Origin of the sequence: Jiangella asiatica, from assembly GCF_004349065.1 — a bacterium.
GTDB classification, from domain to species: Bacteria; Actinomycetota; Actinomycetes; order Jiangellales; family Jiangellaceae; genus Jiangella; species Jiangella asiatica.
This window is the reverse complement of record NZ_SMKZ01000069.1, coordinates 14542-28230: the sequence shown is the minus strand read 5'-3', so window position 1 is coordinate 28230 and position 13689 is coordinate 14542. Positions and strand designations below refer to the sequence as shown.

Annotated in this window: 11 protein-coding genes; 3 read left to right on the top strand and 8 right to left on the bottom strand. The window is 71.2% G+C overall.

From position 1 onward, the window contains the following. Positions 1-163 precede the first annotated feature (163 nt). The 7 genes from E1269_RS32585 to E1269_RS29070 form a co-directional block, all read right to left on the bottom strand. On the bottom strand, positions 164-304 hold the full coding sequence (locus tag E1269_RS32585; protein WP_162606679.1) for a hypothetical protein: 141 nt from the start codon (positions 302-304) through the stop codon (positions 164-166). Between the two features lie 159 nt (positions 305-463). Beyond that, positions 464-1060, bottom strand: a complete 597-nt coding sequence (locus E1269_RS29095) for a GTP-binding protein (protein ID WP_131901246.1) — start codon at positions 1058-1060, stop codon at positions 464-466. Beyond that, positions 1041-1403, bottom strand: coding sequence for a DUF742 domain-containing protein (locus tag E1269_RS29090; RefSeq protein WP_131901244.1), 363 nt, complete (start codon positions 1401-1403; stop codon positions 1041-1043). The genes E1269_RS29095 and E1269_RS29090 overlap by 20 nt, the downstream gene beginning before the upstream one ends. A gap of 82 nt (positions 1404-1485) precedes the next feature. Beyond that, positions 1486-1881 (bottom strand): roadblock/LC7 domain-containing protein, encoded by a 396-nt coding sequence (locus tag E1269_RS29085; RefSeq protein ID WP_131901242.1) that lies wholly within the window; start codon positions 1879-1881, stop codon positions 1486-1488. Then, on the bottom strand, positions 1878-5075 hold the full coding sequence (locus tag E1269_RS29080) for a sensor histidine kinase (RefSeq protein WP_131901240.1): 3198 nt from the start codon (positions 5073-5075) through the stop codon (positions 1878-1880). Before E1269_RS29080 ends, E1269_RS29085 begins: the two co-directional genes overlap by 4 nt. Before the next feature lie 506 nt (positions 5076-5581). Then, entirely contained in the window at positions 5582-6661 is a 1080-nt protein-coding gene (locus E1269_RS29075) for an inositol-3-phosphate synthase (protein WP_131901238.1), read from the bottom strand. Then, positions 6658-7314 carry a PadR family transcriptional regulator gene (locus tag E1269_RS29070; RefSeq protein ID WP_131901236.1) on the bottom strand — a complete coding sequence of 219 codons (657 nt, stop codon included), beginning with the start codon at positions 7312-7314 and terminating at the stop codon, positions 6658-6660. Before E1269_RS29070 ends, E1269_RS29075 begins: the two co-directional genes overlap by 4 nt. Before the next feature lie 342 nt (positions 7315-7656). Between E1269_RS29070 and E1269_RS29065 the strand changes: the two genes are divergently transcribed. The 3 genes from E1269_RS29065 to E1269_RS29055 are packed head-to-tail and all read left to right on the top strand — an operon-like array spanning position 7657 to position 12623. Next, on the top strand, positions 7657-10038 hold the full coding sequence (locus E1269_RS29065; RefSeq protein ID WP_131901234.1) for a transglycosylase domain-containing protein: 2382 nt from the start codon (positions 7657-7659) through the stop codon (positions 10036-10038). A 30-nt stretch (positions 10039-10068) separates the two neighbouring features. Beyond that, on the top strand, positions 10069-11478 hold the full coding sequence (locus E1269_RS29060) for a glycosyltransferase family 87 protein (RefSeq protein WP_131901232.1): 1410 nt from the start codon (positions 10069-10071) through the stop codon (positions 11476-11478). Positions 11479-11489: 11 nt separating this feature from the next. After that, positions 11490-12623 (top strand): glycosyltransferase family 39 protein, encoded by a 1134-nt coding sequence (locus E1269_RS29055; RefSeq protein ID WP_203434185.1) that lies wholly within the window; start codon positions 11490-11492, stop codon positions 12621-12623. A 9-nt stretch (positions 12624-12632) separates the two neighbouring features. Here the strand turns inward: E1269_RS29055 and E1269_RS29050 are convergent, their stop codons facing one another. Further along, the gene (locus tag E1269_RS29050; protein WP_131901228.1) at positions 12633-13688 is read right to left on the bottom strand and encodes an alanine racemase; all 1056 of its coding nucleotides are present in this window, start codon (positions 13686-13688) and stop codon (positions 12633-12635) included. Position 13689 lies beyond the last annotated feature (1 nt).

The window sequence follows — 13689 nt, the reverse complement described above, 5'->3', positions numbered from 1 at the left end:
CCACCACCTGCTCAAACACCGAGGCGGCTGGACCGTCCACCGCGACACCACCGGCAACACCGTATGGACCAGCCCCACCGGCCACACCTACATCAAACCCCCCGAACGGATCGGACCGGCCAAGCAGCAGGCACCCGATACGCGGCCGTTCTGAGCGGTGTCATCACTCGACCGGGCGCAGTGCGGCGCTCACCCGGACCAGGCCGGAACCGTACCGCTCGTCCATCTCGGCCTGGATGCCGTCGTCGACGAAGACGTACAGCTCTACCGTCCCCGTCAGGATGTCGACGCCCACCCCGGTCATGTGCGACGGTGCCGCTCAGCTCCTCCTGGATGGCGCGGAGATCGGGTTCGGCTCGCTCGGCCGCGCTGACGCAGAGCGCACCGCCCCAGACCGCGCGCAGCGCCGCCTCGTGCCGCTCGAGGTCGCCGGTGAAGGTGACGTCCAGCTGCGCCGCGTATGTCAGCCCTGCTGGATCAGCGACATCGCGTGCTCGACGAGGGTCACCAGGACGACCTTGACCGACTCGCGCTCCCGGGCGTCGGTGACGACGAACGGCACCTCCGGCCCGACCTGGAGCGCGTCGCGGACATCTTCGACGTCGTGCTCCTGGATGCCGTTGAAGGCGTTCAGGGCCACCACGAACGGGATGCCGCGCTGCTCGACGTAGTCGATGGCGCCGAAGCAGTCGGCGAGCCTGCGGGTGTCGACCAGCACCACGGCCCCGATGGCGCCGCGGGTGATGTCGTCCCACATGAACCAGAAGCGGTTCTGCCCGGGCGTGCCGAACAGATACAGCACGAGGTCGTCGGCGAGCGTGATGCGGCCGAAGTCCATCGCCACCGTGGTGGTGCGCTTCTCCGGCAGCATCGAGAGGTCGTCGACGTTGGTCGACGCCTCGGTCATGAGCGCCTCGGTGCGCAGCGGCTCGATCTCACTCACCGCGCCGACGAAGGTCGTCTTGCCCACGCCGAAGCCGCCGGCCACGACGATCTTGACCGACAGTGCGTCCTGATCGGCCTGCGTGCCGTCGGACACCTCAGAGTCGACGAAGGCCATCCCTCACCCTTTCCAGCACACTGAGGTTACGGGCCGGCTCGGTAGAACCGGCGAATGCCGCGTGCGGGTCGGCGACCCGCACCAGTCCCTCGGTTTCGAGGTCGGCCACGAGAACGCGGGCGACGCCGAGCGGCGTCGAGACGATGGCAGCGACCTCGGCCACCGATCGCGGAGAGTGGCACAGGCGGAGTATCCGCTCACGCTCCGGCTCCGGGTCGGCGCCGCGGGTGCGACCGTCCTTGGTAGTCGAGACCAGGGCTTCGATGGCGATGTCCTGGACCGGCCTGGTCCGTCCACGGGTGGCCAGATACGGTCGCACACGCCGACCGTCAGGTGCCGCCATCGTCTACCTCCAGACCATCGTCGGATCATCGGTCATGTTGCTGACCTGATCCCACCACATCCGGTGCCCGTGCACGTGGTACTCACCCCACGCGAGTAGCCGGGTTGAGCACGGCGCCGACGCGCTCGACCAGAAGGGCCATCTCGTAGCCCACCTGTCCGAGATCGGCAGTCGACGCGGCGAGCACAGCCAGGTGGGCTCCGTCGCCCACCGCCATGACGAGCAGGAACCCATTGCTCATCTCGACAAGGGTCTGTTGCACATCGCCGGCGCCGAGGATCAGCGAGGCACCGACGGTGAGGCTGGCCAGCCCGGACACCACGGCCGCGAGCTGTTCACCCCGCTCACGCGGCATGCCGGTCGAGCCCGCCAGGTGCAGACCGTCGGCCGACACCACGACGGCATGCGCCGCACCGGTCGTGCGGTCGACGAACCGGTCGAGTAGCCAGCCGAGCTCGTCGCTGGAGGCGTTGGTCACGAATTGCTCCTCTCGGGGTCACTGGGTCGCTTTGGCACCCAGCCACCGGTCTCCTCTCGCCCCCGCCCGACACCGCGCTGCAGGTTCGCGAGAGTCGAGGCAACGGTACTCGCGTCCTTGCCGGCGGCGGCAGGGCGCTCGGGACGATCGATTCCGGCGGCGTCGCCGATCGAGCCGGGCACCAGCGAGGCGCCCCGTCGGCGCAGCGGGAGACCGGACGCGCTGAGCACCGGCTCCTCCTCCACCTGCGGCGCCGGCGCCGCAGGCGTGGCGGACGCGGCAGGTGTGACGTCGCGGTTGGCCCAGCCGGACCCGACCTGGGCCGGGCCCTGGATCGGCTCGGTGTCGCGCTGGCGCCGGGCACTGGCGGCCTCTTCCGCCGAGCGCAGCGCCTCCGCGGCCCGCCGCCAGCCTTCGTCGGCCGGACTGGACCAGTCGCTGGCCGCCGTGCTGCTCGACCGGCTGAACCACGCCGACGCGACGGAGTCATAGATCGGGGAGTCGCTCTCCGGCAGTGTCGGCTCCGGAGCCCGCAGGGAGCTGCGAGCCGGTGTCGTGGGAGCCGCCGGTGCCGGGGGCGGCGCCGGAGTGGGCGTGGGCGGCGGCCGCCATGCCTCGTCCGTCCGGTCGCCGGTGTCCACGCGGTCGCCGGAGTCGGCCCAGCTGCCGGAGTCGGCCCAGCCGTCGGAGTCCGCCGGGCTGCCCGCGTCGGCCGGCACGGAAGGTGCCAGCCGGCTCTCCTCCGGTGCCGGCCAGGTGGGTCGGTCGGCGTCGGCGGCCGGGGCAGCGGGCTCCGACCGGAACCGCCGCTCGGCGGTGTCGAACCGGCTCTCACCGGTGTCGGACGGGAACCGGGTCTCGCCGAGATCCGCGGGCAAGCGGCTCTCGCCGCTGTCGGGGCGGAAGGGGCTCTCGCCGGTGTCGGACGGAGACCGGGACTCGCCCATCACCGACGGGAAGCGCGTCTCGCCGGTGTCGATGGGGATGCGGGTCTCGCCGGCGTCGTCGCCACGGCGCGGCAGGCCGGACGCGGTGACCGGGACCGACGGCGAGGAGTCGTCGCGGCGGAAGGGCGACGGGTCGGAGTCGACGCCCCAGCCGTCCGACGGTGCCGACGGCGTCGGGACCACGGTCTCCGGGGTCACCGCGCTGAGGACGCCCTCGTTCGTGTCCAGCGGCGACAGGATCAGGTGCGCCGGCAGGTCGACCTGGGCAGCGGTGCCTCCCTCGGGCACCGCCTCCAGGCGCACCTGGATGCCGTGCTTGGCCGCCAGCCGCGCGACCACGTAGAGGCCCAGCGTCCGGGAGGCGGCGACGTCGATGTCACCGACGTTGTGGAGTCGCTCGTTGAGCTCCTCCAGCTGCCCGGCCGGGATGCCCAGGCCGGAGTCGGTGACCTGCAGTCGCAGCCCGCCGCCGAGCAGCGGCTGGCTGGTCACACGGACCGGCGTGGCCGGTGCGGAGAACTCGGTGGCATTGTCGATGAGCTCGGCCAGCAGGTGCGCGATGTCGTCGACGGCACCGGCGGTGATCAGGTCGGTGGGCATGACGCCGAACTTGACCCGCGGGTACTGCTCGACCTCGCCGACCGCGGTGCGGACCACGTCGAGCACGCCAGCGGCACTGCTCTGCTTGCGCATCTCCTCGACGCCGGCGAGGACCAGGAGGCTCTCGGCGTGCCGCCGGACGCGGGTGGCCATGTGGTCGATGCGGAACAGCGTGCTCAGCTGGTCGGGGTCGCGCTCGCGTTGCTCGAGGCCCTCGATCTCGCCGAGCTGCCGGTCGACCAGCGACTGTGTGCGCCGCGACAGGTTGACGACGATGGTGTCGAGGTTCTGCCGCAGCAGCGCCTGCTCGGCGGCGACCTTGACGGCCGTCGAGTGGACGTCGTTGAACGCCGTCGCGACCTGGCCGATCTCGTCGCGGCCTTCGGCCGACACGGCGTCGGGCACGTCGCGTGCCGCGGCGGGGCCGTCCTTGTGGACCCGGTCGACCAGCGCGGGCAGCTGCGTCTGAGCCGTCTCGAGCGCGGAGGCTCGCAGCCGGCGCAGCGGGCCGATGATGGAGCGCGCCACCACGATGGCCAGGTAGATGGTGAGCGCCAGGACCGCCACGACGGCCGCCGCGCTGAGGATGGCGGTGATTCTGGCGTTGTCGGTCGCCTCGGCCGCCTGCGTGACGACCCGCTCGGCGGACTCGTGCTCGATGTCGCGCAGGCTGTCCAGCCGGGTCGTGGAGGCCTCGTACCACTCCGTCGGCGTCGCACGGACCCGTGCGCCGTTGCGGATGTCACTGCGAGTGTCGGCGACCGCACGGGCGCTGACGAAGATCTGGTTGGAGTAGATGCGGGCCTGCTCGGTGAAGCCGAGACCGCTGATGAACCGGCCCTCGAGCAGCATGTCCTGCTCACCGGCGAGGACGACCGCGAGGTCACGGTCGTTCGCACCGGTGACGGCTCCCTGGGTGATGGAGAACGCGACGACGCCACGCTCCAACGAGGCGGACTCGACCGCCTGGGCGATGTCGGCCATCGCGGAGATGCGCCGGGCCAGCTGGGGGTCGTCGTTCACCGCGCCGGACGCGGTGACCAGGCGCTGCAATGCCTCGGCGAACCGGTGGTAGCCGCTGGTGCCGCCCTGGGAGAACGGCGGGTTCTTGAGGTCGCGCTGCTCGCGGTAGCCGGCCAACCGCTCCATCTCGCGGTCGAAAGAGATGACGGCACCGTTGAAGCCCGCGCCGAGGTCGTCGTCGCGCCGCTCGTCGACCGCGTCGGACAGCGCGGCCAGCGCGGTGTCGGTGGCCGTACGGGCCTCGCCGACCGCGCCGGGACCGGTTCCGCCGTTGTCGGCCAGGCCGGTGACGTCGCGCTCGTCCTGCAGGGCGTCCAGCGCCGACACCGCGGTGAGGCCGACCTCGGCCAGACTCTCGACCCGCGACGCCGTGGTGGCGTCGTCGAGCGCGTTGCGGAAGAACATGGTGCCGAGCACCAGCGTGCCCAGCAACGGCAGGAGGACGAGGGCGGCTACTCGCGAGCGGACGCTGCGGTCGTGCAGGAACATCTGCCACGCGGACTTGGAGCGCTCCCTACTGGACGAAACCCCCTTTGCGCGGCTCGTCTCGGTGGGGCGCAGGTTCGCGCGCGCCCGCTTCGTGGCGCCGTCGTTGCTACGGCGTCCTCGCGCGGTCCGCGTCATCGATGTTCCTTCCTCTGTCTTCCCCGTGACCGCTCAGGGGCGAGCGGCACTAGGCTCCTCATGGCCGCCGACGTGCACCGGGCGGCCGCGCCGCTAGACGACGCTTGCTGCCCGGAAGCGGTATGTCAATAGGCGACCGGTGGGTGAAACACCTCAATCTGGCACACCATCCACCGGAGCATGACGGAAATGGTAGACGAGGCACGTCAAAGTGCCGCACGGTCGAGACGATTCTCATCGCCACCGCTGACGACCGGTCCGTCGGCGTCGTTGCCGCCATCAGGTCTACCCGATCCGCGCGGGAAATGGGAACGGGTGCTCAGGGCCGCCGTCGGCACGACGACCCCGAGCACCCGTGACACCGCAGGTCCGCGACGACCGACGTCCGCTCGCTCAGCGCTCGATCTCTCCATGTCTGCCGGGTCGAGATCTCGGCTTCGCTCGCTGCGGCAGGGGCTTCGCCGCTGGGCGGTGCCCGCCGTGGTGGCGCCCCTACCTTCGCTCGCTCAGCGCTCGATCTCTCCGCGGATGAACTGCTCGACCTTCTCCCGGCACACGTCGTCGGAGTACTGCTCCGGCGGCGACTTCATGAAGTACGACGACGCGGACAGGATCGGCCCGCCGATGCCGCGGTCCAGGGCGATCTTCGCTGCGCGGATGGCGTCGATGACGATGCCGGCGGAGTTGGGGGAGTCCCAGACCTCCAGCTTGTACTCCAGGCTGATCGGGATGTCGCCGAAGTTGCGGCCCTCGAGCCGGATGAACGCCCACTTGCGGTCGTCCAGCCACGCGACGTAGTCGGACGGGCCGATGTGGACGTTGCGCGGCTCAAGGCCGTCCACCAGCTGCGAGGTGACCGACTGCGTCTTCGAGATCTTCTTGGACTCCAGCCGGTCGCGCTCGAGCATGTTCTTGAAGTCCATGTTGCCGCCGACGTTCAGCTGGTACGTCCGGTCGACGGTGACGCCGCGGTCCTCGAACAGCTTGGCCAGCACCCGGTGGGTGATGGTTGCGCCGATCTGGGACTTGATGTCGTCACCGACGATCGGCACGCCGGCCGCGGTGAACTTGTCGGCCCACTCCGCCGTGCCGGCGATGAAGACCGGCAGGCAGTTCACGAAGGCGACGCCGGCCTCGATGGCGCACTGGGCGTAGAACTTGGCCGCCGCCTCCGACCCGACCGGCAGGTAGCAGACCAGGACGTCGACCTTGGCGGCCTTGAGCGCGGCGACGACGTCGACCGGGTCGCTCTCGTCCTCGACGATGGTCTCGCGGTAGTACTTGCCGAGCCCGTCGAGCGTGTGGCCGCGCTGCACGACGACGCCGGTGGGCGGCACGTCGCAGATCTTGATGGTGTTGTTCTCGCTGGCGCCGATCGCGTCGGCCAGATCCTGTCCAACCTTCTTGGCGTCCACGTCGAATGCCGCGACGAACTCGACGTCACCGACGTGGTAGTCCCCGAACTGCACGTGCATCAGGCCGGGGACCTTCGTCGCCGGGTCGGCGTCGCGGTAATACTGCACGCCTTGCACGAGCGAGGCGGCGCAGTTGCCCACGCCGACGATGCCTACACGAACCGAGCTCATCGGCCGTTCTCTCCTTCATATTCGGTGGGGGGCGCCGGTGTCTCACCGGCCCCTGCGCGAGACGCCGTGCCCCGCGCGCGGTCCGCTGTGATGTCGATCGAGCGCTGCTCGGCGGTGATCAGGTCGTCGAGCCACTTGACTTCGCGCTCGACCGACTCCAGGCCGTGGCGCTGCAGCTCCAGCGTGTACGTGTCCAGCCGCTCGCGGGTGCGCGACAGCGACGACCGGAACTGGTCGAGCTTCTCCTGCAGCCGGCTGCGCCGGCCCATCAGGATGCGCATGCGAGTGTCGGCGTCGGCCCGCCCGAAGAACGCGAAGTGGACGCCGAAATGCTCGTCGTCCCAGACCGATGGACCGGTCTGGGCGAGCAGCTCGGCGAAGCGCTCCTTGCCTTCGGGAGTGAGCTTGTAGGCGATCTTGCCCCGGCGTCCGCTGCGGTGCGGGACCTGGGCTGTCGGCACTTCTGGCTGGTCCTCGGCCAGGTAGTTGTGCCGGACCATCGCCTTCAGCGTGGGATACAAGGTGCCGTAAGAGAAGGCGCGCCCCCACCCCAGCAGCGAGTTCACCCTCTTGCGGAGCTCGTAGCCGTGCAGAGGCGCATCATGCAGCAGGCCGAGGATGGCCAGCTCCAACGCCTCCCCACGTTTGCCCACGAGGTACGCTCCCTTGCATCATTGACGGATCGATGTATCGAACCGATACATCACAACGATATCTCGGACGATAGAACGTCACAGCCGCGCACCGCAAGCGACCTGTGCACATCTGCGTGCCGGGCCCGCTCTCCCCACCCACGGTCGGGCGGCTGGATCAGATCGATTGGCGTGATCAAGCGTGGACCGTCGTAGGCTCTGCATGGATCCGGTGCGCCCTGCGGTGCCCGGACGGCCAATGTCCCCGACCCGACCGAGAACTCCGTGACCAATCAAGGCAGACGCCGCGCGGGCGGCCGCGCTGGCGGAAGTGCCGGGCCCACGTCCGCGTCGCGCGGTGGCGTGGGTCCCGGTCGCGACGGCGCCGACGCCACTCGTGCCGACGGCGCGCGCGTCGAGCACATGGACGCGGGTGGCCGGCGCTCCGGGCGGCGGTACGCTGCGAGCAGGTCCGGCAAGAAGGGCGGGCGCCGCCGTGGCTGGCGCCGGTTCGTCTCGTGGAAGGCGTTCGGTCTGTACGCACTGGGCATGCTCTTCCTCGGCGTCACCGGCGTGAGCATCGCCTACGCGCTCACCGACATCCCCGAGGCCAACGACTTCGCCCGGTCCGAAGCGACCATCGTCTACTGGAACGACGGCGAGACCGAGCTGGGCCGCTTCAGCGCCGAGAACCGCGAGACCGTCGACATCTCCGATATCCCGCAGGCCTGCCAGGACGCCGTCGTCGCCGCCGAGGACCGCAGCTTCTACGAGAACAACGGCTTCGACCCCGTCGGCATGGCGCGCGCGGGCATCGGCTACATCCAGAACAACGGCTCGACGGCGGCCGGCGGCGGTTCCACGATCACCCAGCAGTACGTCAAGAACTACTACCTGACCCAGGACCAGACGCTGAGCCGGAAGGTCCAGGAGCTGTTCATCGCGGTCAAGATCGACCAACAGCTGGACAAGGACGACATCCTCGCCTCGTACCTCAACACGATCTGGTTCGGCCGCGGCGTCTACGGCATCCAGACCGCGTCCCGGTCGTACTTCGGCAAGCCGGTGTCGGAGCTCGGCGTGGCCGAGTGCGCCGCGCTCGCCGGCATCCTGCGCTCTCCGACGCGTTACGACCCCACGCTGGGAGCGGAGAACGCCGACCGGTTCCAGGGACGGTTCGACTACGTCATCGATGGCATGGTCGACATCGGCGCGCTCGACGCCGCCGAGGCCGAGACGCTGACGCCTCCTGCCATCGTGCCCGAGCAGAAGACCAACGTGTTCGGCGGACCCAACGGCTACCTGCTGCAGCAGGTCCGCGACGAGCTGCTGGCCAACGGCTTCACCGAGAACGACATCGACACCGGCGGCCTGCGCGTCGTCACCACCTTCGACCCGCAGGCGCAGACCGCCGCCATCCAGGCCGTCGAGGCAGAGCGGCCGCAGGAGGACGCCGACGGGGTCCGCGTCGCGCTCGCGGCGGTCACCCCTGGGGATGGCGCCGTCGTCGCGATGTACGGCGGGCCGGACGCCGTCGAGCAGCCGTTCAACGACGCCGTCGACGGATCGATCCAGGGCGGGTCGACAGTGAAGCCATTCACGCTGGCGACCGCGCTGAGTCAGGGCATCTCGCTCGAGAGCCGATACTCCGGCAACACGCTCACCGATCCCATTCTCGGCCCACCCGTGCACAACCAGGGCGACGAGGAGTACGGCGAGGCCATCGACCTCGTCACCGCCACCGAGAACTCGATGAACACCGCGTTCGTCGACCTCGCCATGGACATCGGGCCGGACAGCATCGTCGACACCATGCTCGCGGCCGGGCTGACGTACGCGCCGGACGAGGAGGCTGAGCTGCGCCTGAACCCCCGCGTCACCATCGGCATCGGACACGTGCGGCCCATCGACATGGCGGAGTCCTACGCCACGCTCGCCGCCGGCGGCCGTCACGCCGACTGGTACACCGTGCGGTCGGTCACCGAGCCCGGCGGCAACGTCCCCTACCGCGTCGACCCGGCGCCGGAGTCGGTGCTCGATGCCGGCGCCGTCGCCGACACCACCTACGCGCTGAGCCAGGTGGTCGAGAACGGCAGCGGTCGTGAGGCGCAGGAGCTTGGCCGCCCGGCGGCCGGCAAGACCGGCACGCACGAGGACCTCACGGCGTGGTTCTCCGGGTACACCCCGCAGCTGGCCGCCAGCGTCGCGATCTTCCGCGGCGATGGTGAGACCGCCGGCACCGTGTCGCTCGACGGCGTCGCGGGCATGGACACCTTCACCGGCGGCCGGTTCCCGGCGCGCATCTGGACCGCGTTCATGACCGCCGCCTTGGAGGGCCAGGAGGTCATGGAGTTCCCCGAGCCGGCCGAGGTCGGCGAGGCGGTGAACCCGTCGCCGACCCCCACGCCGACCCCCACCGCGCCGACGGACGAGCCGACGGACGACAACGGCGAGGGCAACGCCAACGGCAACGACGGTGGCGACGACGAGTCCGGCGACGACGGCGGCGGCACCGATGGCGGCACGGACGGCGGCACAGAAGGCGGCACGGACGGCGGCACGGACGGCGGCACAGAAGGTGGTACCGACTCCGGCGACGACGGCGGCACCGGCAGCGAGTGGGCCGAAGGCGGGGGCACCGAAGGTGGTACCGACGAGCCGACCGAGGAACCGTCCGACCCACCCACGAGCGGCGACGGCAACGCCAACGGTGGCGATTGGGGCGACGGTGGCGGCGATCGCTGACGCCGACGTAGACCACCACCGACCGTGCCCGTGACCCGACCGCGCCCCAACGACGCGGGACCCGTCGCGCCCAGCCGCGACGACCCGCTGGTCGGCGCGGCCAGCCAGTGGGTCGGCGGCCCGATCGGACGGCGTGCTGTCCTGCGCCGGCGGTGGTGGAGCCCGATCCGGATCGCGCTCGCGGTGACTGCCGCCGTACTGGCACTGGGGTTCCTGGCCGACCAGCCCTGTCGTGCGGACGGCTGGGCCGATCGCGACACCGCGATGTGGACGGCGGCCTGCTACAGCGACGTGCCGTTCCTGTACCGCGAGCGCGGTTTCGCCGACGGGCTGTTCGCGTATTGGGACACCCAGCTGGAGTATCCCGTCCTGACCGGTGCGCTGATGCAGGGCTCGGCGTATGTGGCCCAGGCGCTGCAGGACGTATTCGGGCCGGCCGGCGCCATCGCCGGTAGCGTCTGGTTCTTCGACGTGACGGCTGTGCTGATGGCGCTGTCCGCGGCGGTGGTGGTCATCGCCACGGCCCGGACGGTGCCTCGTCGCCCGTGGGACGGGCTGCTCGTCGCGGCGTCACCGGTGCTCCTGCTCAGCGCGAACGTCAACTGGGACCTGTTCGCGGTCATGTTGTGCTCGCTGGCCATCGTCGCGTGGACCCGCGACCGGCCGGTCGCCGCGGGGCTGCTGATCGGCCTGGGCGCGGCGGCAAAGCTCTACCCGGCGCTGCTGCTCGGCCCGATGCTGCTGCTGGCGCTGCGATCGCCGGACCGCCGCGGCGAGCTGGGCTCCGTCGCCGCCGCGACGTCGGCCGCCGTCGTGGCCTGGACCGCGGTCAACCTGCCGGTGGCCGTGTGGGCGCCGTCGGGCTGGCGGGCCTTCTTCGAGTTCAACCGGGATCGCGGGGCGGACTTCGGCTCCACCTGGTTCGCGGTCGACATCCTGGAGCCGGGACTGCTGCCCGAGCGCATCGATTCATTCGTGGTCGGCTCCGCGGTCGTGCTGCTGGTCGCCATCTGCGGGCTGGCGCTCCTGGCGCCCTCGCCGCCGCGGCTCGTCCAGCTCACTTTCCTCGCAGTCGCGGCGTTTTTGCTGGTCAACAAGGTGTGGTCGCCTCAGTACGCGCTGTGGCTGCTGCCGCTGGCGGTGCTGGCCCGGCCCCGGGTGCGGGACCTCGCGATCTGGCAGGCGGCCGAGGTGGTCTACTTCGTGGTCGTGTGGCGTTATCTCGCGACGCTCTACGACCCGGCCGACCCGATGGTGTCCGATCGCACGTACGCGCTGGCGATCCTGCTGCGGATCGCCGGCGTGCTGTGGATCGCCGCGATGGTCGTCCGCGACATGATGCGGCCCGAGCTGGACCCCGTGCGGCCGGTGACGGTCACCGTCCGCCGGCCGGCACCCGCACGCGCACGGCACCGGCGCCGCGGGGCGGCACCGGCATGATCGTCCGGACGGTGCTCGAGCGTCTGCGGCCGATCGAGCGGGACGCGCTGGGCATCTGGCTGGCGAGCCGGGTGTCGATGTGGGTGATCGCCGGCGCCACCGGCTGGATGTTCGTGGCCGAGGGGCAGAACGTCGCGCCGGCGCTGGACCGGTGGCAGCAGTGGGACTTCCACCATTACTGGGGCATCGCCATGTACGGCTACGAGGGCGACCCCACTGGTGTGCCGAACGAGGCGTTCTTCCCCGGCTACCCCGCGTTGCTGTGGCTGGGCCACGAGCTGGGTCTGCGACACGTTCTGGCCGGTCTGATCGTCTCGCTGGTGGCCGGCGCGGTGGCCGCGGTGGCGCTGGGCCGAATCGGTGAGCTCGACGGCGGAACCCGGGTCGGCCGGCTCGCCGTGCTCGCCTGGGTGACCGCGCCGTCGGCGGTCTTCCTGGCCGCGCCGTACACCGAGTCGCTGTTCCTCGCCTGCGCGCTGCCGGCCTGGCTGGCCGCCCGGCGGCAGCACTGGTCGGCCGCCGGAGTCCTGACGGCGCTGTCGTGCACCGTGCGCGTGAGCGGAGTCTTCCTCGCCGCCGCCATCGCGGTGCACTGGCTGGTGACCCGCCGCTCCGCCGAGGCGGACGACGCGCGCGGCCGGTGGAGCTGGGCCGGTTTCGGCTGGCTGTTCCTGCCGCTGGCGCCGCTGCTGGCCTGGTCGGTGTACCTGGAGCAGCAGTCCGGCGACTGGCTGGCCTGGCTGCACGCGCAGTCCGAGGGCTGGGACCGCGAGTTCACCTCGCCGTGGGCGGCGTTCGACCGCACCTGGCAGGCGGCCTTCGGCGGCACCCAGTCACCCGGCTTCGCGTGGATGTTCCGTGCCGAGATCGTCGCCATGCTGATCGGCATCGTGTTGACCATCGCGCTGGTGAGGTGGCGGCGCTGGGGCGAGGCCACCTGGGTTGGCCTGCAGATCATCGCGTTCGGTACCTCCACCTGGTACTTCTCGGTGCCGCGGGCGACGCTGCTGTGGTGGCCGCTGTGGATCACGATCGCGTTGCTGGCCGAACGCCGGCGGTGGGTGCTGTGGGCGTATCTCGCGGTGAGCGTGCCGCTGATGGCGGTCTGGGCGGCGGCGTACCTCACCAGCCGCTGGGCCGGCTGATCGGGTGGCTCAGTCGTCCCACACCAGCCGGTCGAACGTCGTCGTCGTGAAGCGCACCTCGACCTCGACCTCGTCGCCCACGGCCGGCGGGGTGACGCCGTCGGGCAGCCAGATCATGGAGCACTGCATGTGCGGCGGCTCGGCGAACCAGCGCTGCTTGCCGGCGACGCGGAACGGTGAGAGCGCGCGTCCCATCGACTGCAACCCGCCGCGGGCCAGTGCGGCGGCCCGCTGCCGGGCGGTGGCCGCCGACGTGGGCGCCTCCAGGGCGACGCCGTGTGCCGTCCCGCCGGTGACGACGACGACGTGGCCGTCGCGGCGGGCCTGGCGCTGCCGGTAGCCGTAGGGCTCGCCGCGTCGCAACCGGTGCACGTCGAGCACGGTGGCGTGGACGATCAGCGCGTCGCGGTCGCCGAGCCACAGGTCGGTGCCGACCCGCAGCCGCACCGTCGCGGCGGTTTCACGACCGAGCGCCGCCGCGCGGTCCGTCGACAGGTGGCTGACCCACAGCGTGCGCGCGCCGCCGCCGTCGTCGTCGGGGACGGCTGAGAACGCCGCCTCGGCGAGGGTTCGCGCCTGCGCCGCATGGTCGCCGGACAGCGGCAGGTGCAGGGCGAAGCCCTCGAACCGGACGCCGTCGAGCAGGCCGGCGATCGCGGGCAGCTCGGCCGGCTCGATGCCATGCCGGCGCATGCTGGTGATCACCTCGACCACGACCCGCGGCCGGCCCGGGCCTTCGGCGAGCCGGCGCAGGTCGTCCAGGCGCGAGACGGTGTGCACGACGTTGTCGTCGTCGGCCGCCGGCAACCAGGGCCGCCACGGCGTCAGCACCAGCACGTCGCCGGCGAACGGCCCGGTCACCGCCGCGAGCTCCTCGTACGTCCCCACCGCCAGTGTCGGCACGCCCAGCTTCGCCGCCTCGGCGGCCAGTACCGGGTTGCCGAAGCCGTAGCCGTTGCCTTTCGCGACCGGCACGACGGTGACGCCGGCAGCGGCCGCGTCGTCGACCAGGCGGCGCACCCGCTCGCGCCAGCGGACTCCGTCGATCTCCAGGGTCAGCGGCATG